22 protein-coding genes and 7 tRNA genes are annotated in these 21,715 nt (G+C 72.5%); 19 read left to right on the top strand and 10 right to left on the bottom strand.

The window, feature by feature from the left end; genetic code table 11:
* Positions 1–114: 114 nt before the first annotated feature.
* The gene (locus ACFIF2_RS25575; protein WP_395575579.1) at positions 115–1,557 is read right to left on the bottom strand and encodes a protein kinase; all 1,443 of its coding nucleotides are present in this window, start codon (positions 1,555–1,557) and stop codon (positions 115–117) included.
* A 589-nt stretch (positions 1,558–2,146) separates the two neighbouring features.
* On the opposite strand from ACFIF2_RS25575, the gene ACFIF2_RS25570 reads away from it, so the two are divergent.
* From ACFIF2_RS25570 to ACFIF2_RS25560, 3 genes are all read left to right on the top strand, one after another.
* Positions 2,147–2,329, top strand: a complete 183-nt coding sequence (locus ACFIF2_RS25570; RefSeq protein WP_395575576.1) for a hypothetical protein — start codon at positions 2,147–2,149, stop codon at positions 2,327–2,329.
* A gap of 182 nt (positions 2,330–2,511) precedes the next feature.
* Positions 2,512–3,504, top strand: a complete 993-nt coding sequence (locus tag ACFIF2_RS25565; RefSeq protein WP_395575575.1) for a phosphotransferase family protein — start codon at positions 2,512–2,514, stop codon at positions 3,502–3,504.
* 101 nt (positions 3,505–3,605) lie between these two features.
* Positions 3,606–3,896 (top strand): zf-TFIIB domain-containing protein, encoded by a 291-nt coding sequence (locus ACFIF2_RS25560; protein WP_395575574.1) that lies wholly within the window; start codon positions 3,606–3,608, stop codon positions 3,894–3,896.
* A gap of 58 nt (positions 3,897–3,954) precedes the next feature.
* Here the strand turns inward: ACFIF2_RS25560 and ACFIF2_RS25555 are convergent.
* The 5 genes from ACFIF2_RS25555 to ACFIF2_RS25535 form a co-directional block, all read right to left on the bottom strand.
* Positions 3,955–4,026: transfer RNA gene (locus ACFIF2_RS25555), tRNA-Val, on the bottom strand.
* A 22-nt stretch (positions 4,027–4,048) separates the two neighbouring features.
* Positions 4,049–4,120, bottom strand: a tRNA-Val gene (locus tag ACFIF2_RS25550).
* A 19-nt stretch (positions 4,121–4,139) separates the two neighbouring features.
* Positions 4,140–4,211 (bottom strand) — tRNA-Val (locus ACFIF2_RS25545).
* A gap of 1 nt (position 4,212) precedes the next feature.
* Positions 4,213–4,286, bottom strand: a tRNA-Cys gene (locus ACFIF2_RS25540).
* Positions 4,287–4,324: 38 nt separating this feature from the next.
* Positions 4,325–4,397: transfer RNA gene (locus tag ACFIF2_RS25535), tRNA-Gly, on the bottom strand.
* A 177-nt stretch (positions 4,398–4,574) separates the two neighbouring features.
* On the opposite strand from ACFIF2_RS25535, the gene ACFIF2_RS25530 reads away from it, so the two are divergent.
* The 3 genes from ACFIF2_RS25530 to ACFIF2_RS25520 all read left to right on the top strand — a co-directional run bounded on the left by ACFIF2_RS25530 (position 4,575) and on the right by ACFIF2_RS25520 (position 7,365).
* Entirely contained in the window at positions 4,575–5,627 is a 1,053-nt protein-coding gene (locus ACFIF2_RS25530) for a chorismate-binding protein (RefSeq protein ID WP_395575573.1), read from the top strand.
* Positions 5,624–6,445, top strand: coding sequence for an aminotransferase class IV (locus tag ACFIF2_RS25525; RefSeq protein ID WP_395575572.1), 822 nt, complete (start codon positions 5,624–5,626; stop codon positions 6,443–6,445). Before ACFIF2_RS25530 ends, ACFIF2_RS25525 begins: the two co-directional genes overlap by 4 nt.
* A 95-nt stretch (positions 6,446–6,540) precedes the next feature.
* The gene (locus tag ACFIF2_RS25520; RefSeq protein ID WP_395575571.1) at positions 6,541–7,365 is read left to right on the top strand and encodes a GNAT family N-acetyltransferase; all 825 of its coding nucleotides are present in this window, start codon (positions 6,541–6,543) and stop codon (positions 7,363–7,365) included.
* Between the two features lie 41 nt (positions 7,366–7,406).
* Here the strand turns inward: ACFIF2_RS25520 and ACFIF2_RS25515 are convergent, their stop codons facing one another.
* Positions 7,407–7,931 carry a DsbA family protein gene (locus ACFIF2_RS25515; protein ID WP_395575570.1) on the bottom strand — a complete coding sequence of 175 codons (525 nt, stop codon included), beginning with the start codon at positions 7,929–7,931 and terminating at the stop codon, positions 7,407–7,409.
* A 281-nt stretch (positions 7,932–8,212) separates the two neighbouring features.
* Between ACFIF2_RS25515 and ACFIF2_RS25510 the strand changes: the two genes are divergently transcribed.
* Together ACFIF2_RS25510 and ACFIF2_RS25505 are read left to right on the top strand one after the other, a co-directional pair.
* Positions 8,213–8,668 carry a hypothetical protein gene (locus ACFIF2_RS25510; protein WP_395575569.1) on the top strand — a complete coding sequence of 152 codons (456 nt, stop codon included), beginning with the start codon at positions 8,213–8,215 and terminating at the stop codon, positions 8,666–8,668.
* A gap of 143 nt (positions 8,669–8,811) precedes the next feature.
* Positions 8,812–8,991 (top strand): hypothetical protein, encoded by a 180-nt coding sequence (locus ACFIF2_RS25505; protein WP_395575568.1) that lies wholly within the window; start codon positions 8,812–8,814, stop codon positions 8,989–8,991.
* 125 nt (positions 8,992–9,116) lie between these two features.
* On the opposite strand, the gene ACFIF2_RS25500 is transcribed toward ACFIF2_RS25505, so the two are convergent.
* The gene (locus tag ACFIF2_RS25500; protein ID WP_395575567.1) at positions 9,117–9,677 is read right to left on the bottom strand and encodes a CGNR zinc finger domain-containing protein; all 561 of its coding nucleotides are present in this window, start codon (positions 9,675–9,677) and stop codon (positions 9,117–9,119) included.
* 320 nt (positions 9,678–9,997) lie between these two features.
* A complete protein-coding gene (locus tag ACFIF2_RS25495; protein WP_004002642.1) occupies positions 9,998–10,411 on the bottom strand; it encodes an SsgA family sporulation/cell division regulator in 414 nt (137 codons plus the stop codon).
* A gap of 191 nt (positions 10,412–10,602) precedes the next feature.
* Here ACFIF2_RS25495 and ACFIF2_RS25490 point away from each other — a divergent pair, with 191 nt between their 5' ends.
* From ACFIF2_RS25490 to ACFIF2_RS25450, 9 genes are all read left to right on the top strand, one after another.
* Positions 10,603–11,058, top strand: a complete 456-nt coding sequence (locus tag ACFIF2_RS25490; protein ID WP_395575566.1) for a TIGR02611 family protein — start codon at positions 10,603–10,605, stop codon at positions 11,056–11,058.
* Positions 11,059–11,137: 79 nt separating this feature from the next.
* Positions 11,138–11,209: transfer RNA gene (locus ACFIF2_RS25485), tRNA-Val, on the top strand.
* Between the two features lie 354 nt (positions 11,210–11,563).
* Positions 11,564–12,853, top strand: coding sequence for an ABC transporter substrate-binding protein (locus tag ACFIF2_RS25480; protein WP_395575565.1), 1,290 nt, complete (start codon positions 11,564–11,566; stop codon positions 12,851–12,853).
* Positions 12,853–13,854, top strand: a complete 1,002-nt coding sequence (locus tag ACFIF2_RS25475) for a carbohydrate ABC transporter permease (protein WP_395575564.1) — start codon at positions 12,853–12,855, stop codon at positions 13,852–13,854. The genes ACFIF2_RS25480 and ACFIF2_RS25475 overlap by 1 nt, the downstream gene beginning before the upstream one ends.
* On the top strand, positions 13,851–14,741 hold the full coding sequence (locus tag ACFIF2_RS25470) for a carbohydrate ABC transporter permease (protein ID WP_395575563.1): 891 nt from the start codon (positions 13,851–13,853) through the stop codon (positions 14,739–14,741). Before ACFIF2_RS25475 ends, ACFIF2_RS25470 begins: the two co-directional genes overlap by 4 nt.
* 12 nt (positions 14,742–14,753) lie before the next feature.
* Entirely contained in the window at positions 14,754–15,362 is a 609-nt protein-coding gene (locus tag ACFIF2_RS25465; protein WP_395575562.1) for a hypothetical protein, read from the top strand.
* 152 nt (positions 15,363–15,514) lie between these two features.
* Positions 15,515–18,250, top strand: coding sequence for a Tat pathway signal sequence domain protein (locus ACFIF2_RS25460; protein ID WP_395575561.1), 2,736 nt, complete (start codon positions 15,515–15,517; stop codon positions 18,248–18,250).
* Between the two features lie 39 nt (positions 18,251–18,289).
* A complete protein-coding gene (locus tag ACFIF2_RS25455) occupies positions 18,290–18,736 on the top strand; it encodes an SRPBCC family protein (protein ID WP_395575560.1) in 447 nt (148 codons plus the stop codon).
* Between the two features lie 39 nt (positions 18,737–18,775).
* A tRNA-Val gene (locus ACFIF2_RS25450) sits at positions 18,776–18,847 on the top strand.
* A 56-nt stretch (positions 18,848–18,903) separates the two neighbouring features.
* Here the strand turns inward: ACFIF2_RS25450 and ACFIF2_RS25445 are convergent.
* Positions 18,904–19,629 carry a 3'-5' exonuclease gene (locus ACFIF2_RS25445; RefSeq protein WP_395575559.1) on the bottom strand — a complete coding sequence of 242 codons (726 nt, stop codon included), beginning with the start codon at positions 19,627–19,629 and terminating at the stop codon, positions 18,904–18,906.
* Positions 19,630–19,800: 171 nt separating this feature from the next.
* Between ACFIF2_RS25445 and ACFIF2_RS25440 the strand changes: the two genes are divergently transcribed.
* The gene (locus ACFIF2_RS25440) at positions 19,801–20,367 is read left to right on the top strand and encodes a DUF4365 domain-containing protein (RefSeq protein ID WP_395575558.1); all 567 of its coding nucleotides are present in this window, start codon (positions 19,801–19,803) and stop codon (positions 20,365–20,367) included.
* Positions 20,364–21,632: a hypothetical protein gene (locus ACFIF2_RS25435; RefSeq protein ID WP_395575557.1), complete on the top strand. Its 1,269-nt coding sequence runs from the start codon at positions 20,364–20,366 to the stop codon at positions 21,630–21,632. The genes ACFIF2_RS25440 and ACFIF2_RS25435 overlap by 4 nt, the downstream gene beginning before the upstream one ends.
* The last annotated feature ends 83 nt before the right edge of the window (positions 21,633–21,715 follow it).

Raw genomic sequence — 21,715 nt, 5'->3', positions numbered from 1 at the left:
GGCCGCCCCGCCCGGCGACCGCAGGCCCGCCCGAAGCCCGGCCACCGCGCCCGGCCGCCTGCCGCCGGCCACTTGCAGCGGTCCCGGTCCTCGCACGCCCGGCCGCCCGCCGCCCTACCGCCCAGGACCGGAGCCCTCGCGTACGTCCACCCGCTCCTGCTGCGCCCGCACTCCGCCCCGGTCGTCGCCGAGACCCCGCGACGGTCCCTGGCAGCCCTGCGCGGCGGCGATGGCCAACGCGACGAGCAGCGTCACGACCACGAAGACGAACAGCCGCTGCCGCAGCAGCCGCGGATTGGCGGGCCGCCGCCAGCGGGTGCCGGTGGTCCTCGGCGCCGTACGCCCCGCTCCACTGCGCGGCGCCGACCGGCCACCCCCGTCGTTGCGGGACGTGCCGCGGCCGGTGCCGTTCCGGGAGGCGGGCGTGGGCCGCGACCCGGAACGGGCCCCCGGGCCACCGTCGCGCGAGGCGCCGCCACCCCGCCCGGCGGAGCCGTTGCGCGACGACGTGCCTCCACGCGACGGCGTGCCCCCGCGTGAGGGGTCGGCACCGCGCGCGGGCGTCGCCCCCCGGGAGCCCGGCGTGTTGCGCGGTGCGGGGGTGCCCTGGGCGCCCGGGCGGCCCTGGGGACGCCGTTGCGCACGCTCGGGGTAGGTGTCGGCGAGGCGCCCCGTGGGCAGGTCGGCCTCCGCGCTGCGCGGCGCGGGCGGCCGCACGTCGGCCAGCCCCTGGGCCTCCCGCGCGGCGATCTCCTTGAGCCGCAGCGACAGTTGCAGCGTGCTCGGGCGCTCCTCGGGATCCTTGGCCAGACAGGCCCGCACCAAGGGGGCCAGGGCGTCGGGGACCCCGCTGAGCTGGGCCTCCTCGTGCACCACGCGGTACAGCATCACCTCGGAGCTGCCGTGCCCGAAGGGCGAGTCGCCCATCGACGCGTACGCCAGCGTGGCGCCCAGCGAGAACACGTCCGTGGCCGGAGTGACCGCCGCGCCCCGCACCTGCTCCGGCGCGAGGAACCCGGGGGAGCCGACCGCGGTGCCGACGTGCGTGAGGGTGGACGCGCCGGTGGCCCAGGCGATGCCGAAGTCGATGATCCGCGGCCCCTTCGGGGACAGCAGGATGTTGGAGGGCTTCAGGTCCCGGTGCACCACCCCGGCCTCGTGCACGGCGACCAGGCCCTCGGACAGGGCGGCACCCACCGCGGCGACGTCCGCCGCGCCGAGCGGGCCCCCGTCGACGACCTTGTCGTGCAGGGAGGGGCCGGGCACGTACTGCGTGGCGAACCAGGGCCGGTCCGCCTCCAGGTCCGCGGCGACCAGCCGCGCGGTGCAGCCGCCCCGGATGCGCCGGGCCGCCGAGACCTCACGGGCGAACCGTGACCGGAACTCCTGGTCCTCGGCCAGATCCGGCCGGATGACCTTCAGCGCGACCCGCTGCCCCTTCTTGTCGGAGCCCAGGTAGACCACGCCCATTCCACCCGCGCCGAGCCGCCTGTGAAGCCTGAACGAGCCGACGACGCGCGGGTCCTCGCGCCTCAGGCGCATCATCGCCATGTTCATCCCCGCTGCCCGGTCCCTGTGACGTGCCACAGCTTACGTTTCCACGGCCGCCCGCGCGCAAAGGCCGCGCCCTCTCGTCGGCAGGGATTGTCAGTGCCCGGTGGGAGAGTTGAGGGACGGTCAGGGAAGACGGGGGCGGTCCGGCGCCGGGCGGCCGGTGATCCCAACCGCCTGCCGTGCGCGGGTGATTGGACCGGGGGAGGGGGGCCGGGTGGAGACGGCGGACGACACCGGCACGACGTGCGGTGACGGCGGCGCGGTGCCGGACGGGGCCCCGCGCCGGACGGGGACGAGGCCGCACCGGGCCCCGCCGGAAGTGAGCGAAGTCACCGGACGGCGCGGAGATCGCGGGGCGCGGCCGGCGGCCCCTCCGGGAAGACCCCGAGACGAGGGACCCGGTCTCCACCCAGGGGAGTACACCCCACGTCCTGGCTCATCCTCCGGGAGGCCCGGCAATCGGTACGAGGGCATGACGCCCGGCGATCGCCGGACCCCTAGATTTGAGGTCAAGCGGCGGGTGCAGCACTCGTCCCCCGAGGTCAGACGCCCGCCGCTGCCAAAGACAACGGAATCGGTCAGGAGAGGGACCATGGCCCAGACGGTCATGCGGACGCTGGTCCGCACACGGGAAAGCCGCCGTCAGGGACGTCGCCACCCCGCGGTGGCGACGCTCATGGCCCTGCCCCTGGCGGTCCTGCTCCTCCTCGTCTTCGACGGGTGGGAGACAGTGGCCACACAAGCGTCGTCCGTGGGTGTGATGCTGGGGCGCTGAGCGGCGACCCCCAGGCCCGGAAGAGCGGTCCGGGCGGGGACATCCATCCATGAAACCCCGTGGGGACGGGGGTGCGGCGGACGGCAAAATGCCGGCGCAGCTGGGGAGCTGCGCCGGCATTGCCCTGTTCCCGCCCGAGACCGAGGGGCGCCCACGGCAGCCCGCCTGCGTACTCTCACCCCGTGACAACGGACGCCCTCCTGCCGGCCCTGACCGCCCGCGTCCGGGAAACGGCCCACGCCCGTACCCCGGCCTGCCCCTGCGGCGCCGCCCCGCTCCCCGCCCCGCCCCTCGCCGACCGCCCGGACACCACCGAGGCCGACCGCCCGGACAGCACCCTCGCCGACCGCCCCGACGCCACCGTCGTCCGGCACGCGGGCACCGTCGCCAAGGCGCACGCCGCGGACGCCGACCGGGCGGCCCTCGCCCTCCGTGTCACCGTCGCCGCCCGGCTCCCCGGCATCCTGCTGCCCCCGCTCGGCCCGGCACCCGTCGACCTGCACGGGCGGCTCGTCACGTTCTGGCCGTACGGCACCCCCGTGGACCCCGAGGACCCGGACGCGGCGCCCTGGGAGGCCGCGGCCACGCTCCTCGCCCGCCTGCACCGCACGCCGGCCCCCGTCGCCGTACCGCCCATGCGGGGCCCCGCGAAGGCGGCCCGAGCCGTCGCCCGCCTCCGGACCGCCGCCCCGCACCACCCGGACACGGCTCCGGTCCTGCACGCCTGGGACACCCTTCCCGCCTGGGCCCGCGGCGAGGCCGCCATGCCGGACACCGCCACCCTGTGCCACGGCGACCTCCACCTCGGCCAGCTCATACGCCACCCGGCCCCCGCGGGCCGCTGGCTCCTCATCGACGTCGACGACCTCGGCACCGGCGTCCCGGCGTGGGACCTGGCCAGGCCCGCGGCCTGGTACGCCTGCGGGCTGCTCCCGCCCGAGGACTGGCACCGGTTCCTGACCGCCTACCGTGCGGCCGGCGGTCCGGCCGTCCCGTCCCACGGGGACCCGTGGGACGCGCTGGACGTCCCGGCCCGCGCCGTCACCGTGCAGACCGCCGCCCGCGCCCTCACCAAGGCCGTCGCGGCGGACCGGCCCCTGGACGAGGCGGAGCGGTCACTGGTCGACGCCTGCGCGCGCATGACCGCCGTCGGCCGGTCCGCCCCACGGGGCTGAGACGAATTCCCGCGAAGTAGGGTGCAACCGACCCGCGGCCGGACAGAGTCTGTCCTGGCGATACGCGAAGCAGGACCGACCGGCGAGGAGTTGAGCCGTCCATGCAGTGCCCCAAGTGCCACGCACCGATGCACACCTACAACCGCAACGGGGTTCAGATCGAGCAGTGCAGCGGATGCCGGGGGATCTTCCTCGACTACGGCGAGCTGGAGTCGCTGACCCGCCTGGAGGCCCAGTGGTCCCAGCCCGCTCCGCCGGCCCCGCCCGGCGCCCCGCAGGCCTACCCGGCCGCTCCGGCCCCCGCCTGGGGCGCCCCGCACGCCGGCCACGGCCACGGCCACCACGGTCACCACCGCCAGAAGGGCTTCGGCCGCATGCTCTTTTCCAGCTGAGCGACCGACGCACGACGAAGCCCCCGGCCGTACGAGACGGCCGGGGGCTTCGGGGGTGTGGACGATACTGGGATTGAACCAGTGACCTCTTCCGTGTCAGGGAAGCGCTCTCCCGCTGAGCTAATCGTCCTGGGAGTGCTGCGATTACTGCGTGCGCGATACTGGGATTGAACCAGTGACCTCTTCCGTGTCAGGGAAGCGCTCTCCCGCTGAGCTAATCGCGCGGGGGATCCGAAGATCCAGTGGACGATACTGGGATTGAACCAGTGACCTCTTCCGTGTCAGGGAAGCGCTCTCCCGCTGAGCTAATCGTCCTTGGAGGTGGAGACGGGATTTGAACCCGTGTAGACGGCTTTGCAGGCCGTTGCCTCGCCTCTCGGCCACTCCACCAGGAGTGTAGGGGACCCGGGAGGCCCCCTGTTCCTGCGAGCGGACGACGAGGTTCGAACTCGCGACCTCAACCTTGGCAAGGTTGCGCTCTACCAACTGAGCTACGTCCGCCTGTCGGTTCGGTCCGCTTGCGCGTCCCGGCGACGTGTTGAACTCTAGCGGATTTGGCAGCCAGTACAAAAACGCGTTTGCGCAGCGTGCTGCGGTGCGCTCGCTCGCGGCCCTGGTCAGGGCACCCGGAAGGACACGTTCGGGTCACCTCGGGGACACCGGCCTAGACTCGGTCACGTGCTCGACCTCCCTCCCCTCGCCCGCTTCGGCGACCGCCTCGCCACCGGTCTCCTCGACGTCACGAGCGACCCCGCCGCCCTCGACTCCGAGGGGTTCTGGGCCGTCTGCGCGGACTTCGAGGGCCGTCTGACCTGCGCACGCTTCGCGGACGTACGGACGGAGCCGGTACCGGCGCCCACGCCCGGGCGGTGGCGGGGACCCGCCGTCGACGACTGGACGTCCTCCCTCGACCACGCCGCGTACACGGCTGCCGTACGCCGCATACGCGAGCACATCGCCACCGGCGCGGTCTACCAGGCGAACCTCTGCCGGGTGCTCTCGGCGCCCGTCGCCCCCGGCGCCGACGTGGACGCCCTCACCGCCCAGCTCGCCCGCGGCAACCCCGCCCCCTACGCCGGAACGATCCGGCTGCCCGGACACGGGGTGGAGATCGCCACCGCGTCGCCCGAGCTGTTCCTACGCCGGGACGGCCGGACCGTCGAGTCCGGGCCGATCAAGGGGACCGGGCGGACCGAGGCCGACCTCTTGGAGAAGGACTACGCCGAGAACGTGATGATCGTCGACCTGGTCCGCAACGACCTCGGGCGGGTCTGTGCCACCGGCAGCGTGACGGTCCCGGACCTGTGCGCCGTGGAGAAGCACCCGGGGCTCGTCCACCTCGTGTCGTCCGTACGCGGCGAATTGCGCGCGGAGGCCGGCTGGCCGGACCTGCTCGACGCGGCCTTCCCGCCCGGGTCCGTCACCGGCGCGCCCAAGTCCAGCGCCCTGCGCATCATCGGCGACCTGGAGACCGCACCCCGGGGTCCGTACTGCGGGGGCGTCGGCTGGGTCGACGCCGACCGGGGCACCGGGGAGCTGGCCGTCGGCATCCGCACCTTCTGGATCGACCGCGCCGCCGGGCTGCTGCGCTTCGGCACCGGCGCCGGCATCACCTGGGGGTCCGATCCCGAGGGGGAGTGGCGGGAGACCGAACTGAAGGCGTCCCGGCTGCTCGCGGTAGCGTCGGGGACGTACGAGGTGATCGGAAGCGGAGAGGCGGTACAGACGTGAAGATCTGGCTCGACGGAGGGCTGCAGGACACCGGTTCCGCCCGCGTCTCCGTCTTCGACCACGGTCTGACCGTGGGCGACGGCATCTTCGAGACGGTGAAAGTGGCGGACGGCAGGCCGTTCGCGCTGACCCGGCACCTCGACCGGCTGACCCGTTCGGCACGCGGCCTGGGGCTGCCCGACCCCGACCTCGACGAGGTCCGCCGCGCCTGCGCGGCCGTCGTCGAGGCCAACCCGATGCCCCTGGGCCGGCTGCGCGTCACCTACACCGGCGGCCACGGCCCGCTCGGCTCCGACCGCGGCGAACACGGCCCGACCCTCGTCGTCGCCCTCGGCGAGACCGGTCGCCGCCCGGACTCCACGGCCGTGATCACGGTCCCCTGGACGCGCAACGAACGCGGCGCGCTCACCGGCCTGAAGACCACCTCCTACGCCGAGAACGTCGTCGCCCTGGCCCGCGCCCGCGAACGGGGTGCCACGGAGGCACTGTTCGGCAACACGGTGGGACAGCTGTGCGAGGGCACCGGGTCCAACGTCTTCGTCGTCCTCGACGGCGAGATCCACACCCCGCCTCTCGCCTCCGGCTGCCTCGCCGGGATCACCCGCGCCCTGGCCGTCGAATGGACCGGCGCCCGCGAGACCGACCTCCCGCTGGACGTCCTGGAACGCGCCGACGAGGTCTTCCTGACGTCCACGCTGCGGGACGTGCAGGCCGTGCACCGCGTCGACGACCGCGAACTGCCGGGTGCCCCGGGACCGGTGACCGCCAAGGCGATGCGGATCTTCGAGGAGCGGTCCGGGGACGACCTGGATCCGTGAGCGCGGGCATCCGTGAGCCAGGGAAGCCGTGAGCGTGGGAACGGGCGGGGGAAATTCGGCTGCTCCCGCGGTCCCCGGCGGGTAGAACACCCGTGATGACCACCACCCTGCGGCCGACCGAGCCGCTCCAGCGCGCCGCCGACGGGACGCGCTCACGCCGCTACCAGGTGTGCGTGAACAGCCGCCCCGTCGGCGCGATACACCTCGGCACCTCAGCCGCCTTCGGCGACGCGGTGGCCGTGATCCACCGGTTGCGCATCGACGAACCGGACCGTCGGCGCGGCCGGGGCACGGTGGCCGCGCTCGCCGCCGAGGAGATCGTGCGCGGCTGGGGCTGCCGGCAGATCGAGGCCAACGTCGCCGCCGACGCCGAGGCGGGCCTGCGGCTCACCCAGGCGCTCGGCTACGTGTTGCGCAACCGCAGCATGACCAAGCCCCTCGGGACGGCCCCGCCCGCCCTGCCCCCGGGCAGCCGCGCCCGGCCCATGACGCGCGACGAGTTCGACGCCTGGCACCTCCACGAGTCGGAGCAGTACGCCCGTACGTGGATCGAGCGGGGCATGCCGGAGGCCGAGGCGTACGCCAAGGCGCGCGGTGACCACGAGATGCTCCTGCCGCACGGGCTGGACACCGAGAACATGCTGTTCAGCGTCCTGGAGCACGAGGGCGAGCGGGTGGGCGTCCTCTGGCTGGCGCTGCGCGAGGACCGGGCCTACGTCTTCGACGTCGAGGCGGACGCCGCCCACCGGGGCCGGGGTCACGGCCGCACGCTGATGCTGCTGGCCGAGGCCCAGGCGATCGCCGCGGGCCGGCCACTGCTCGGCCTCAACGTCTTCGCGGGCAACACCGCGGCCGAGCGGCTCTACGAGTCGCTCGGCTACGCGACCACGCGGTACGCCTTCTACAAGCCGCTGCTCTGAGTCGCGGGGCCCGGGGAGATGAGGGCCGAGCGGGCCGGGACTCAGCCCTCCCGCTCGGCCAGGAGCCGGTCCGCGATCTCCTCGACGCGCTCGCGCAGCCCTTCCTGGCTCTTGCCGCCGTCGAGGCGCTCGCCGCCGATCACGTACGTGGGGGTGCCGGACACGCCGATCGCCTTGCCCTCGGCCTGGTCGGCGTCGACGATCAGGATGTGCCGGCCGTCGATCAGCGCCGTGTCGAACTCCTCCGCGTCCAGCCCCAGGTCCCGGGCCACCTCGACCAGCAAGGCTTCCCCCTTGCGGTCCAGCTCCGCGACCCGGTCGAGCACGGCCTCGGCGTACGGCCACCCCTGCCCCTGGACCACGGCCTCCTCGGCGGCCTGCGCGGCGGCGAAGGAGTGCTTGTGCTTTTCCAGGGGGAAGTGCCGCAGCCGCACGTCCAGGCGGTCGCCGTAGCGGGCGCGCAGGGCGCGGAGGTCGTCGAGGGCGGTGCGGCAGTCCGGGCACTGGAGCTCGCACCAGACGTCGAGGACGGGCGCGGCGGCACGGGCGGGGGAGGAGTCGCTCATGCCCGCCATTCTCCCAGCCCGTGCCCCGGTCCCCGACCGGCCCGTGCCCCGGTCCCCGACCGGCCCGTGCCCCGGTCCCCGACCGGCCCGTGCCCCGGTCCCCGACCGGCCCGTGCCTCGGCCCCCGACCGCGCTCGTACGACGGCCACCGGCACCTGGGGAGGAGCCGACCCCGAGATCTCCCTGATCTCGGGCCCCAGCATGGCCGGACGGCCTGCGGACGGTGCAGGATGGAAGGGACGAAGTGCTCATGGCCGACCGAGCCCAGCCTGGAGGACCGGATGATTGCCGAGACCGTCTGCTCCGCGGTGTCCGCGGCGGGCCTGGGCATCGCGGCGATCACCGCGTACCGCAGGCGCTTTCTCACCGCGGCCCGTGTCGCCGCCTACTCACTGATCCCGGTCGGCCTCGTGATGACCGGGGTCGTGGAATGGCTGGCGGACACGGCCTTCAGCCCGGTGGCCTGGGCGGGCTTCGCGGTGCTGGGCGTGTCCTGGCTGCTGTTCATGACCACGCGCACGGTGGAGCGGCGCCGCGGCGGCGGCACCCGCAAGGAGCGCAAGGAGGCGGCCCGGGCCGCGGCACAGCGCGACGCCGTGGCCCCGGCGGCCTCGGCGCCCTCGCTCGGTTCCGCTTCGCGCCCGGACGCGCGGCCCACGGCCCGGCCGGCGAAGAAATCGGGCGGTGAGGACGACTTCAGCGACATCGAGGCCATCCTGAAGAAGCACGGCATCTGAGCCGGACGGTCGGTCCGAGGCCGTCAGAGCCCGCTCCGTAATGATCACGATCCGACCGGACCTTGCGTCATTCAACGAACTCCCGGTCGTTGCGGGCGTGTTGATCGCGCACGCCCCCTGTGCTGCGTCATCATCGCGGCGAGATGCCGGACACCACTCAGCTGGATACCCAGCTGGACACGAGACAGAGCGAAACCACGCGGGCACACAGTGAACCGCGCGGCTGCCTCTTCGCCCTTTCCCAGCCACCGCTCATGATCTTCCTTGCGGTGATCGGGTGTCTGCTGCTCATGGCTTCGTTGCACGATCTGCTGTTGCTGTGAGCCGTACCCGCGCTCCCCGGCGCCACCCGCCGGGGGCCGCGTCGCCCTGGGCCTCAGGTGCCCCGGTCCCGTCCGGTCGAGTCCGGTCCCGCGTCCGGTTCCGTCCGGTCCGGTCCGGTGGGACGTCAGCCTGCCGCCTCCTTGCGCCGGGCCCGGTAGGCGGCCACGTGCAAGCGGTTTCCACAGGTGCGGCTGTCGCAGTACCGCCGTGAGCGGTTCCGGGAGAGGTCGACGAACGCCCGCCGGCAGTCGGGGGCCTCGCACCGCCGCAGCCGCTCCTGCTCCCCGGCGACCACGAAGAAGGCCAGGGCCATCCCGCAGTCCGCGGCCAGGTGGTCGGCGACGGAGGCGCCGGGGGCGAAGTAGTGGATGTGCCAGTCGTACCCGTCGTGGTCGGTGAGCCGGGGAGTGGTCCCGGCCGCGGCGACCAGGTCGTTGATCAGCACGGCCGCGGCGCGGGCGTCGGGGGCGGCGAAGACCGCGGCGAAGTGCCCGCGGATCTTGCGCACCGCCGACAGGTCGAGTTCCGAGAGCACGCCGACGTCACTGATCTCGTGCGTTCCCACGAATTCCTGGAGGGCCGCGACGTCCGGCAGTCCGTCGGGCGCCGATTCGTCCTCCGGCACCGTGTTCACCAGATCCACCACGGTGTCGAGGGCGCACCGGGTGTCGTGGGTGATCAGCACATTTCGCTCCCTGGCCTGGGGTCGGGCGGGCGCCCGCCGATGCTGGCCGATGGTAGTGGCTCCCGGAGCGGGCGAGACCGGCCGCGATCCGGGGATCCGCGGCCTCGGCCGGCGGTTGCCGGTACAACGGCGGCCGGCCGCCCTTCGTTCCCGGCGGAGCCCGCGGCCGACGGCCGGAGCAGCAGCCGTCGCACGCGCACCGGCGTCGCCCCCGCGGAAGGTCCGCGGCGGCGACGCCGGTGTGTGTGCCGTATGCGGTTGTCCGGGCCCGTACCGTCACCCCGAGTCGACGGCGACGGGCGGCTTCACGGGGTCTCGTCCTAGCTTTCCGCCAGGATGTGCGAGAGCTCCTGATCGAGATCGAAGTGCCGGTGTTCCGTGCCGGGGGGCACGGCGGCGTCTGTGCGCTTCAGGAAGGACTCCAGGGCCCGTGCCGGGGCCTCGAGCAGTGCCTCGCCCTCCGGGGAGCTCAGGGCGATGCACACGACGCCCTGGCCGTGACTGCGGGACGGCCAGACACGGACGTCGCCCGTGCCGGTGGGGCGGTGGAGACCTTCGGCGAGGAGGTCGCGGGCGAACACCCACTCGACGGTCTCCTCGGCTCCGGTGTGGAAGGTGGCGTGCACGGCGTAGGGGTCGGCCGTGTCGTACCGCAGGCCTGCGGGGACAGGCAGGGAGGACTCGCTCGACACAACGAGGCGCAGGTGCAGCTCGCAGCTGACCGTGGTGTTCATAAGCGCCAGGGCCTTTCGCTCAGTGTGCGCTCGGGGATTCGCACGTCGGCGAAATCGACATGCCACCTACGGTGCCGTTGTAAACCCCTCTGAGTGTTTTGCGTGCGTTTACGTAACTCATCCGGCCGAGAGGTCGTTCGGGTCGTACGCCCATTTCGGTGACAGGTTCGGCTCCGGTAGTGTTTGGCCGTATGAACACGGGGAGTAACAAGCCCGGCGAGGCGGCCGTGGCGCAGGACCGTACGGGGACGGACGACGAGACGGCGGCCGCGCAGGCGCTCGGCTCGCGTGCGCCGGACTTCATCAAGGCGCGCCGCGCCCTGCACCTGAGTTGGCAGGTCGGCGTCTTCATCGTGGGCCTGGCGGTCGTCGTGGCCGGCGCCGCCATGCTGGTGCTGCCCGGGCCGGGCTGGGTCGTGATCTTCGGCGGCATGGCGATCTGGGCGACCGAGTTCGTCTGGGCGCAGCTCGTCCTGCGCTGGACCAAGCGCAAGGTCACCGAGGCGGCGCAGCGTGCCCTCGACCCCAGGGTGCGGCGCCGGAACATCATCCTGACCTCGGTCGGGCTGGTGGTCGTGGCCGCGGTGGCGGGGGTCTACCTGTGGAAGTTCGGCCTCCAGATGCCCTGGAAGATCGAGGACCAGTGATCGGCGGCGGGGGCGCGGCGATCCCGCCCCCGCTGGTCACCGGAACCCCCTGACATGGGGTAATGTTCTTCCTGCGTCCGGGCGATTAGCTCAGTGGGAGAGCGCTTCGTTCACACCGAAGAGGTCACTGGTTCGAACCCAGTATCGCCCACCGGATCATCAGGCGGCCCGGCTCACGATCGTGAGCCGGGCCGCTCTGTCGTGCGCACGTCCCGTCGGCGGTCCGGCGTTCCACTTCCGCCCGGCTTCACCCAACCGTGACCTTCCGCGCCACGCGCCCCGCCGGTCCCGGCGGTGTTCGGCCCCTCGGCCGTGCCGCTCCCACCTGGGTGTTCTCCCGCGCGGCGGACGGTGGTCCGGCGCCGTGGCCCCGGCTGCCCGCGCCCCGCGCCCATCAATTCCTGTCCGAATCATTGACGCGCCCCTGGGCCCTCCGTACCTTGTGCCAGCAAGCGCTTACTTGAAACGATTCATGAGGCGGACGCGACGTCGCGGGGAGGCTCATATGCAGCAGGGCGGGAATGTGCAGAGGCGGACGATCCTCAAAGCGGCGGGGGCCTCGCTGGCCGTCGCGGGGGTCGGCGCCACGGCCACCGCGTGCGGTGGCGGGAGCGGCTCGGGGGACGGGACCGTGACGATCCGTTACTCCTGGTGGGGTGCCGAGGACCGGGCCGAACGCATCAACAAGACCATCGCGCTCTTCGAGAAGAAGTACCCGAAGATCAAGGTCAAGACGGACTTCCAGCCCTACACCGACTTCTGGAAGAAGTTCAACACTCAGGCCTCCGGGGGAAATCCGCCGGACGTCTTCCAGAATGCCATCGGGTTTCTTCGCAAATACGACGCGAAGAATGTCCTGCTCGACCTGAGCGAGCAGGTGAAGGCCGGCAACCTCTCGATGGACGGATTCCGGGCGGGCCTGGAGAAGTTCGGCGAGATCGACGGCAAACTCCTCGGTGTGCCCGTCGGTTCGAACTCGATGGCCCTGGTCATCGACAAGCCCGTCTACACCCGGGCCGGCGTCAAGCCCGAACAGGGCTGGACGTGGGACGACTTCGACGACGCGATGACGAGGATCCGCGACCGGACGGGCCGGGCCGGGGACAGCGGCATGTACGGCGTCATGTACCTCTACGACCTGTACCTGCGTCAGAACGGCAAGGCGTTCTTCACCGAGGACGGGCTCGGCTTCTCCGAGGCCGATCTGACCGCGTGGTGGACGAAGGCCGACAAGGGCGTGCGGTCCGGCCTGTTCGCCGACGCGAAGAAGGTCGCCCAGATCAAGCCCAAGTCGGCCCTCTCCGCCGAACTCGCCGGCAGCGAGTTCACCTGGGACAACTTCACCGTCCGCTACACCGCCGAGGGCAAGAGCGAGTACGGTCTCGCGCCGATCCCCACCACGGACGGCAAGCGGACCGGCCAGTACCTCGGCTCGCTGATGCTCAGCGGCTACAAGCGCACCCGGCACCCCAAGGAAGTCGCCCAGTTCATCGACTTCATGGTCCACGACCCCGAGGTCGCCAAGATCATGGGCTACGACCGGGGCGTCCCGACGACGCAGGTCCAGTACGACGCGTACCAGCCGACCGACCCGGTCAACAAGGCGATCGCCGCCTACGAGCAGTCCCTGACCGACGCGGGCGTGCTGGAGACCATCACCCCGCACCCGAACGGCGCCGACATCTGCGAGGCCGCGTTCCTGCGCATCGCCGAGGAGATGGCCCTGGGCGAGCGGTCCGTCCAGGAGGCCGTCAAGCAGTTCTTCACCGAGTCGAAGACGGCTCTCGCCGGCTGATGGGAAGCACCGTGACTCACGCCCCCGCGAGGGAGGACCTGACCAAGGACTCCGAGCCGCGGCACGGTCCGGTCGAGTCCCCGCGCCCCGCCGGGCTGAAGCGGCGGGGCCGCCGGGAGAACCTGGCCGGCTACCTCTTCATGTCGCCCTGGATCGCCGGTTTCCTGCTGCTCACGGCGGGCCCGATGGTCGCCTCGCTCTACTTCGCGTTCACCGACTACAACCTGTTCGACGCGCCCCAGTGGATCGGCCTGGACAACTTCTCCGAGATGTTCGGCGACCCGCGCTGGCGCCACTCGGTGGAGATCACCCTGTGGTACGTCGTCGTCGGCACGCCGATCAAGCTGCTCGCCGCGCTCGGCGTCGCGCTGCTGCTGGCGCAGAAGCGACGGGGGCAGGCCTTCTACCGGGCCGCCTTCTACGCCCCGTCGCTGATCGGCGCGAGCGTGTCCATCGCCATCGTGTGGAAGGCGATCTTCCAGGACGACGCGGTCGTCGACCGTACGCAGCAGTTCTTCGGGATCGACGCCGGCGGCTGGACCGGTGACCCGAACCTGATCATCTACAGCCTGGTGGCGCTCACCGTCTGGCAGTTCGGCGCCCCCATGGTCATCTTCCTGGCGGGCCTCAAGCAGGTGCCGCGCGAGCTGTACGAGGCGGCGAACGTCGACGGGGCGAGCAAGGCGCGGCAGTTCTGGAGCATCACCCTGCCGATGATCTCCCCGGTCCTCTTCTTCAACGTCCTGCTGGAGACCATCCACTCCTTCCAGATCTTCAGCTCCGCCTACATCGTCGGCGGCGGCGCGGGGGGCAACGCCTGCGGGCCGGCCGACGGCTCGATGGTCTACACCTGTTATCTGTACGTCCAGGGGTTCGAGAACAGCCGCATGGGCCTGGCCTCCGCCATGGCCTGGATGCTGCTGGTCGCGGTCGCCCTGGTCACCGCGGTGCTGTTCTGGTCCCAGAAGCGCTGGGTGCACTACGAGGAGGGCGGCCGATGAGCGCGCAGGCCACCGACGTCACGCCGGCCCCGTCCGCGAAGGGGGCGCGCCGGCGCGGGCTGCCGGGCTCGCTCGCCTGGCACCTGGGGTCGCTGGTGATCCTCGCGGTGATCCTCTACCCGGTGGTGTGGGTCGTCGGCGGCTCCTTCAAGGAGAGCGGGGACATCGTCGGCAGCCTGGACCTGTTCCCGGCCGACCCGATCCTCGCCAACTACCGGAGCCTCGCCGACGGCATCGCCGACATCTCGATCTCCACGTTCTTCTTCAACTCGATCTTCCTCGCGGTCGGTTCGGTGGTCGGGATCGTGGTGTCCTGCTCGCTGACGGCCTACGCCTTCGCGAAGATCAGGTTCGCGGGCCGCAACCTGCTCTTCACGCTGATGATCGGCACGCTGCTGCTGCCGTACCACGTGCTGCTGATCCCGCAGTACGTGCTGTTCCGCAACATGGACATGATCAACACGTACACCCCGCTGCTGCTGGGGAAGTACCTGGCGACGGAGGCGTTCTTCGTCTTCCTGATGGTGCAGTTCATGCGCAACCTGCCCAAGGAACTGGACGAGGCGGCCCGTCTCGACGGCTGCGGGCACTTCCGCATCTACTGGTCGATCGTGCTCCCGCTGTGCCGGCCGGCCCTGATCACCAGCGCGATCTTCACCTTCATCAACTCCTGGAACGACTTCATGGGCCCGCTGATCTACCTCAACGAGCCCGGCAAGTACACCGTCTCCCTCGGCCTGAAGATGTTCGTGGACCAGGAAGGGCTGGCCAACTACGGCGGCATGATCGCCATGTCGCTCGTCGCGCTGCTGCCCGTCCTCGCCTTCTTCCTGGCCTTCCAGCGCTATCTGATCGACGGCATGGCGACGTCCGGCCTGAAGGGCTGAGGTGAATCGACGATGACCGAGGCGCGTGCGACGGCGCGTACGGAGCCGGGGGAGCGGGGGGAGTCGCGGTTCGCCATGGGGTTCGCCCTGTTCGCGGAGTGCCTGCTCACCGGGGTGTGGATCGCGGTGGCCGCGCTGCCGCTGGTCACCTACCCCGCCGCGTTCGCCGCCGGCGCGCGGCACCTCGGGCGGCGGCTCGCCCACGAGCGGGGCGGCTGGCGGGAGTTCGCGGCCGACTTCCGGGCGGCGGCGCGCCGCGGCTGGCTCGTCGGGCTCGCCGGGTGGGCCGCCCTGGCCGCCGTGTGGGTGGACGTGCAGGCCGTACGCAGCGGTCTGCCGGGCGGGCCGTTCGTGGGCGCCGTCGGGATCCTCGCCCTGATCGGCGCGGCCGTGGCCGGGCTGCGTGCGGCGGCGGTCTGGCGGCCCGGGGACTCCTGGCGCCACCTGCTCGCGCAGGCCGGCCGCAGGACCGTGCTGGACCCCGCCGGCTCCTTCCTGATCGTCGGCGGGCTGGCCGTCGTGGTCTGCTCCGCCTGGTTCAGCGCGCCGCTGGCGGTCGCCGTCCTGGGGGCGGTCGCGGCGGCGGCCGTCGCCGTGGAGGAGCGCCACCGGCGCCGCTGACGGCGGCCTCCCCCCCGGCGGCCCCCGCGGCCCTCGCGGTCACCTGGCGCCCCCCCGGCGGCCCGGCCGGCGCTCCGGCGCCGCGCCTCTGTCTGTCATGCCCTTGACACCTTTACCACCCTCGCATCCGCACGGAACGGAAAGGAAAGGCCATGTCCCCCATCCCCCGCAGGTCCCTCCTCAAGGCGGCCGCCGTCGCCGGCGCCGCCGCCCAGTTCAGCTGGGCCCTGGGCGCGAAGAACGCGCAGGCCGCCCCCGCGGCCCAGGACGCCGACGCCGACCCCGTCACCCTGTCCTGGCTGGAGGACGGCGGCCTCGGCGCCGCCCCCGGCTCCACCGTCGGCGTCCCCTGGCCCAAGGGCACCTACCAGGAGGACCAGACCTTCGCCGTCACCGACGCCGACGGCAAGGCCGTACCCGTGCAGTCCTGGCCCCTGGCCTACTGGCCGGACGGCTCGCTGAAGTGGACCGCGCACGCCGTCGGCTCCGGCGACGGCGCGCTCACCCTGACCGCCGGCACCCCCGCCGCCCCCGCGAAGAAGGTCACCGTCGACCAGCGCGGCGGCACCATCGACATATCGACCGGCGTCATCACCGCGAGAATCGGCAAGTCGGGATCGACGCTGGTCAAATCGGTCACCAGAGGCACCACCGAGATCGCGAAGAACGGCCGCCTCGTCCTGCTGCGCCAGCCCGAGATCGAGGACGGCGACCAGGGCACGGTGAAGTACGAGCGCTTCGACGGCACCGTCGACGAGGTGAAGGTCGAGCAGGACGGCCCGGTCCGCGCGGTCGTCCGGATCGACGGCAAGCACCGCAAGGGAGGTCGCGGCTGGCTGCCCTTCTCCATCCGCCTCTACTTCTACGCGGGCGCCGACTCCTTCCGCATGGTGCACACCGTCACCTTCGACGGGAAGCAGGAGCCCGGGAAGGCGAGCGGCGACTTCGTCCGGGGCCTCGGCGTCCGCTTCACCGTCCCGATGCGCGACGCGTCCTACGACCGGCACATCCGCATCGGCGGCGAGGGCACCGGGCTGCTGCGCGAGGCCGTCAAGGGCATCACCGGACTGCGCCGCGACCCGGGCGCCGCCGTCCAGGCGGCCCAGTACGCGGGGGAGAAGCTGCCCGACCCGTCCACCTGGGACCAGCGGGTCACCACCCGCCTGAAGTACATCCCGGAATGGGGCGACTACACCCTCTCCCAGCTCTCAGCCGACGGCTTCACCCTGCGCAAGCGCACCAAGAAGGGCCACGGCTGGATCGGCGCCGGCGGCGGACGGCGCGCCTCCGGCTTCGGCTACGTCGGCGGCGCGAGCGGCGGCCTCTCCTTCGGCCTGCGCGACTTCTGGGAGAAGTACCCCGCCCAGCTCGACATCCGCGACGCCCAGACCGACGAGGCCGAGGTCACCCTCTGGCTCTGGTCACCCGAGGCCCAGCCCATGGACCTGCGCTTCTACCACGACGGCATGGGCCAGGACACCTTCCCCGAGCAGATCGAGGGCCTCAACATCACCTACGAGGACTACGAGCCCGGCTTCGGCACCCCCTACGGCATCGCCCGCACCTCCGAGCTGCTCTTCTGGGCCAACGCCGCCACCCCGAGCGCCGAGCGGCTCGCCGAACAGGTCGAGGCCGTACGCGTCCTGCCCCAGCTGGCCGCCCCGCCGGGGCAGCTCATCAAGGCCGGCGTGTTCGGAGCCGGCCTCTACGCCGAGCCCGACCGCTCCACCCCCGCCAAGGCGAAGATCGAGGACCACCTCGACTTCCTCTTCACCTACTACAAGGACCAGGTGGAGATGCGCCGTTGGTACGGCTTCTGGGACTACGGCGACATCATGCACACCTACGACACCGCCCGGCACCAGTGGCGCTACGACGTCGGCGGCTACGCCTGGGACAACTCCGAACTGTCGCCCGACCTGTGGCTCTGGTACGCCTACCTGCGCTCCGGCCGCGCCGACATCTTCCGCTTCGCCGAGGCCATGACCCGGCACACCGGCGAGGTCGACGTCTACCACCTGGGCCAGTGGGCCGGCCTCGGCACCCGCCACGGCGTCCAGCACTACGCCGACAGCGCCAAGCAGCAGCGCATCGCCAACACCACCTACCGCCGCTACTACTACTTCCTCACCGCCGACGAACGCGTCGGCGACCTCATGCACGCCAACGTCGACTCCGACGAGACGTTCCTCGTCCTCGACCCGATCCGCAAGATCCGCACCGAGCCGTACACCCCCGACCGGCACGCCCTGTCGATCGGCTTCGGCACCGACTGGAGCGGCCTGGTCTCGGCCTGGCTCACCGAGTGGGAACGCAAGGGCCCCAAGTGGGAGAAGGCCAAGGCCCGCGTCCTGTCCACCATGGAGACCATCGCCGCTCAGCCCAACGGCTTCGTCCAGGGCAGCGGCCTGTACGACCTGGACACCGGGAAGTTCGCCGTCGCCACCACCCCGAAGGTGGAGGTCTCCCACCTGTCGGCCGTCTTCGGCCTGAACGAACTGTGCGCCGAACTGATCGACCTCGTCGACATGCCCGAGTTCGACGAGGCGTACTACGACTACTGCCGCTACTTCAACGCCTCCAAGGCCGAACAGGCGGCCCGGTACGGCAGCAACTTCGGCAGCCTCATCCTCTTCCAGGGCCACTCGCGCCTCGACGCCTTCGCGGCCGTACGGACCGGGGACGACAAGCTCGCGACGCGCGCGTGGCAGAAGTTCTACGACTCCGACGGCTACAAGGAGTCCGCGCCCTGGAAGACGGAGAAGCTGAGCGGCCCCGCCACCCTCGTGCCCGGCAGCGAGGCGACCTGGGTGTCCACCAACGACACCGCGCTCTACGGCCTCGCCGCCATCGAGAACCTCGCACTCCTGGGGGACCGGATGCCGTAGCGGGCACGTGCGCGGGCCGGGTGCGGGCAGACTCCACGGGTGGACTGGAACCATTACCGATTCCGCAGCCTGTGGCCCCTGCCCGCGCCCGTCCCGGTGGTCTACCGGGAGCTGGAACGCATCGAGGACTACCCCCTGTGGTGGCCCCAGGTGCGCGAGGTCACCCGGCTCGACGACACCAGCGGGATCGTCCGGTTCCGCTCACTCCTCCCGTACGACCTGACCGCGACCCTGCGCGAGGGGCGGCGCGATCCGGCAGCGGGGGTGCTGGAGGTCGTGATGAGCGGCGACATGGAGGGCTGGGCGCGCTGGACGCTCACCGCGCGCGGTCCCGGCACCCTCGCCCGCTACGACCAGGAGGTCGACGTACGCAAGCCCCTGCTGCGCCGCCTCGCGGTGCCGGGACGGCCCCTGTTCCGGGCCAACCACCGGCTGATGATGCGGGCGGGGCGGCGCGGGCTGGGCGCCCGCCTGGAAGCGGTTTGATGGAAGCCCGCCGGTCCCTGTATTGTTCAGTGCGTTCCCGGGCGATTAGCTCAGTGGGAGAGCGCTTCGTTCACACCGAAGAGGTCACTGGTTCGAACCCAGTATCGCCCACCGGGAAAAGCCGGTCCGTCGTACGACGGACCGGCTTCTTCGTGTCCGGCGTCCGCTCACGCCGCCGCCGACAGGTCCGGTCGCAGCGGCCAGGCCGGGTCCACCGCCTCCTCCGTCCCGTTGAGCGCGAACCACGCCTGCAGTCCGCGCGCCTGACCCGCGTGCCACACCGCCTGGAGCGTGTGCAGCTCGGCGGCGGACAGGCGCTCCAGCCGCGACGGGAAGCGGCGCCCCACCGCCCGGACGACCTCCAGCGCCGCCCGCGCGTCGGCCGCCGCGTCGTGCGCGCCCTCCAGCTCGACGCCGTAGTGCGCGCACAGGTCGGTGAGGGTGCGGCGGCCCTTGCGGTACCGGTCCAGGTGCTTGTCGAGCACCCGCGGGTCCAGGACGTGCAGGGTCGTCCGCTCCACCCAGCGGCCGAGGGAGGAGGCGCGGTGCCGGCGCAACTCCCGGTCCAGCAGAGTGAGGTCGAACGGCGCGTTCATCACCACCAGCGGACGCCCGGCGCGCGCCTGTTCGCTCAGCGCCTCCGCTATCTCGTACATCACCGGCGCCGGCCAGCGGCCGTGGCGCTGCAGGTACTCCTCCGTCAGACCGTGCACCGCCGTCGCCGCCTGGGGCACCGGCACGCCCGGGTTCACCAGCCACCGCGTCACCCGCGGCCGCAGCCCCGGGGCGTCCTGGACGACGAGGGCCGCCGACACGATCCGGTCGGTCTCGACGTCCACACCCGTCGTCTCCGTGTCGAAGGCCGCCAGCGGCCCCTCGAACCAGCTCGTCATAGGGCACTCAACTCCTCCTGCGGGCACGGCCGCTGACGTGCCGTCGTCTGTCCCGGTTCGGTGATACCCGGGCTGTTTGCGCCGTACGCCGGAAGGACACAACAGGAGTGAGGGTCTTTGCAGTTCACAGGCCCGCAGCGGGGACACACCAGTTCTGGAAGGCTGTTGGTCATGGCCATAGCGCAGCCCGAACGGGGCGGGCTGCTGCCCGAGCGCACCGCGCCCACTCGCGGCTCCCTCGCCACCACCGCCTGCATGGAGACCTTGCAGGTCGGCTACCTCCACGCGGTCGCCGCGGCGGCGGGCTGCTCGCTCTCCCAGCCCTTCCCCGACAACGGCATCGACTGGCACGTCAGCCACAGCGCCCCCGGGCACACGGTCGACGACGAGGTCACCATCAAGGTGCAGCTCAAGGCGACGTACCAGATCCCGCCGAGCCCGCCCGGCCGCTCCTTCTCCTTCACCCTCGACAACGACCACCTGGCCAAGCTCGCCCGCACCCCGGTCTCGGTGCACAAGATCCTCGTCGTGATGATCGTCCCCCGGTCGCGCGACCAGTGGCTGCGCGCCGGTCACGACCGGCTCGACCTCAGGCACTGCTGCTACTGGACCAACCTCGCCGGACACCCGATCACCGGCAGGCGGCGGACCACCGTGCGCATACCGACCGCGCGGGTCTTCGACGACCGGGCGCTGTGCGAGATCATGACGCGGGTCGGAACGGGAGGGAAACCATGACGCACCGCCCGACCGGCGAGCCCCCGCGGCCCGGCCGCCCGCACCCCGCCGACACCGCCGGCGACGGAACCTGGGGCCACGGGCCCTGGGGCGACGGCCGGCCGCCCGGGACCGGCACCGTCGACCCGGCCGTACTGGCCGCGCTGCTCCACCGGCACGGCTGGCGCAGGCGCGGCGGCGCCCCGGGCCGCTACGGCCGCTGGACCCCGCCCGGCCCGGCGGCCGGCCCCACCAGTCTGCTGGTGCCCGTCAGCCGCGCCTTCCCCGACAGCGACGACCTGCTCGGCGAGGCGCTGCTCGCCCTCTCCCGCAGCGGCACCCCCTCCGCCCGCGAGATCCTCGTCTCGCTCACCGTGCCCAGCGACGAGATCCGCTGGGCCCGCGACGTACCGACCGGGCCCGGTGACACCGCCCCCTGGACGGTGGAGGAGCAGCTGCGCTCCGCCGCCCGCCGGATGCTGCTCGCCGGAGCGCTCGCCACCCGCGCGCGAGCGGGCTACTACGGGGCCCGGCACCGGCGTGCCGCCGCCGAGGTCCTGGAGGACGTCCTGGTCGGCCCCGCCCCCGGCGGCCGGCGGCTCACGGCGTTCGTGCCCGTCACCCCCGGCCGTCCCCTCGCCGTACGCCTCCACCACGCGCTCCACGCCGCCCGCGAGGCCGTCGACTACCGGCGGGCCACCGGCGGCATGGAGGCCTTCGACACGGCCGTCGCGGCGGGCGTCAGCCACGAGTTAACCGAGGCGCTCGTCGCCCTGGTCCGCGGCACGCAGGGCGCGCGGATCGCCGTCGACTGGGCGCCGGCGGCCGGTGTCCCCGAGGGCTGCGCCGGTCTCGCCGAGCCCGTCGAGTTCTCGCCCGGCGACCTGCCCGCGCTGCGCGAGGCCGCCGCCCGCTACCTGCGCGCCGAGCCGTCCGTGCCGGTGCGGGTCACGGGCACCGTCGTCCGCATGCGACGGCCCGGGCCGCGCGGCGCGGGCACCGTACGGCTGCGGGTGCTGGCCGGGGCGGACGTCCCGCACGTGCGGATCGCCCTCGACGAGGAGGCGTACCGGATCGCCGGGCACGCCCATCTCGTCGGGCTCCCGGTGCGGGTCCTCGGGCGGCTGGAGAGCCGGGGCGGATTCCGGCGGCTCACCGGTGCCTGCGAGATCGCCCCCGTCCCGGTCGACGACGCGGAGCGGGACCGGCTGCTGAAGGCGGTCCAGGAGCACGTCGAGGTGGCGGCCTTCTTCGAGGAGACCTGCGGCGGGGAGTGCGAGGACTGACCTCGGGGGACCGGCGGCGGGAATGATTTCGCGATGCACCGGCCCGGGTCGGTACGATCGCCCTCATGCGTGCGCTCCGGTAT

This window comes from Streptomyces sp. BK79, from assembly GCF_044142145.1.
Classification (GTDB): Bacteria; Actinomycetota; Actinomycetes; order Streptomycetales; family Streptomycetaceae; genus Streptomyces.
This window is presented reverse-complemented; position numbering and strand designations above follow the sequence as displayed.

What these genes read in the sequence shown, in the direction of transcription:
- ACFIF2_RS25460 (WP_395575561.1), top strand. Translation starts at nt 15,515, where the DNA reads ATGTCCCCCATCCCCCGCAGGTCCCTCCTCAAGGCGGCCGCCGTCGCC.
- ACFIF2_RS25480 (WP_395575565.1), top strand. Translation starts at nt 11,564, where the DNA reads ATGCAGCAGGGCGGGAATGTGCAGAGGCGGACGATCCTCAAAGCGGCG.
- ACFIF2_RS25465 (WP_395575562.1), top strand. Translation starts at nt 14,754, where the DNA reads ATGACCGAGGCGCGTGCGACGGCGCGTACGGAGCCGGGGGAGCGGGGG.
- ACFIF2_RS25560 (WP_395575574.1), top strand. Translation starts at nt 3,606, where the DNA reads ATGCAGTGCCCCAAGTGCCACGCACCGATGCACACCTACAACCGCAAC.
- ACFIF2_RS25505 (WP_395575568.1), top strand. Translation starts at nt 8,812, where the DNA reads ATGCCGGACACCACTCAGCTGGATACCCAGCTGGACACGAGACAGAGC.
- ACFIF2_RS25570 (WP_395575576.1), top strand. Translation starts at nt 2,147, where the DNA reads ATGGCCCAGACGGTCATGCGGACGCTGGTCCGCACACGGGAAAGCCGC.
- ACFIF2_RS25510 (WP_395575569.1), top strand. Translation starts at nt 8,213, where the DNA reads ATGATTGCCGAGACCGTCTGCTCCGCGGTGTCCGCGGCGGGCCTGGGC.
- ACFIF2_RS25445 (WP_395575559.1), bottom strand. Translation starts at nt 19,629, where the DNA reads ATGACGAGCTGGTTCGAGGGGCCGCTGGCGGCCTTCGACACGGAGACG.
- ACFIF2_RS25495 (WP_004002642.1), bottom strand. Translation starts at nt 10,411, where the DNA reads ATGAACACCACGGTCAGCTGCGAGCTGCACCTGCGCCTCGTTGTGTCG.
- ACFIF2_RS25520 (WP_395575571.1), top strand. Translation starts at nt 6,541, where the DNA reads ATGACCACCACCCTGCGGCCGACCGAGCCGCTCCAGCGCGCCGCCGAC.
- ACFIF2_RS25440 (WP_395575558.1), top strand. Translation starts at nt 19,801, where the DNA reads ATGGCCATAGCGCAGCCCGAACGGGGCGGGCTGCTGCCCGAGCGCACC.
- ACFIF2_RS25470 (WP_395575563.1), top strand. Translation starts at nt 13,851, where the DNA reads ATGAGCGCGCAGGCCACCGACGTCACGCCGGCCCCGTCCGCGAAGGGG.
- ACFIF2_RS25435 (WP_395575557.1), top strand. Translation starts at nt 20,364, where the DNA reads ATGACGCACCGCCCGACCGGCGAGCCCCCGCGGCCCGGCCGCCCGCAC.
- ACFIF2_RS25475 (WP_395575564.1), top strand. Translation starts at nt 12,853, where the DNA reads ATGGGAAGCACCGTGACTCACGCCCCCGCGAGGGAGGACCTGACCAAG.
- ACFIF2_RS25575 (WP_395575579.1), bottom strand. Translation starts at nt 1,557, where the DNA reads ATGAACATGGCGATGATGCGCCTGAGGCGCGAGGACCCGCGCGTCGTC.
- ACFIF2_RS25490 (WP_395575566.1), top strand. Translation starts at nt 10,603, where the DNA reads ATGAACACGGGGAGTAACAAGCCCGGCGAGGCGGCCGTGGCGCAGGAC.
- ACFIF2_RS25515 (WP_395575570.1), bottom strand. Translation starts at nt 7,931, where the DNA reads ATGAGCGACTCCTCCCCCGCCCGTGCCGCCGCGCCCGTCCTCGACGTC.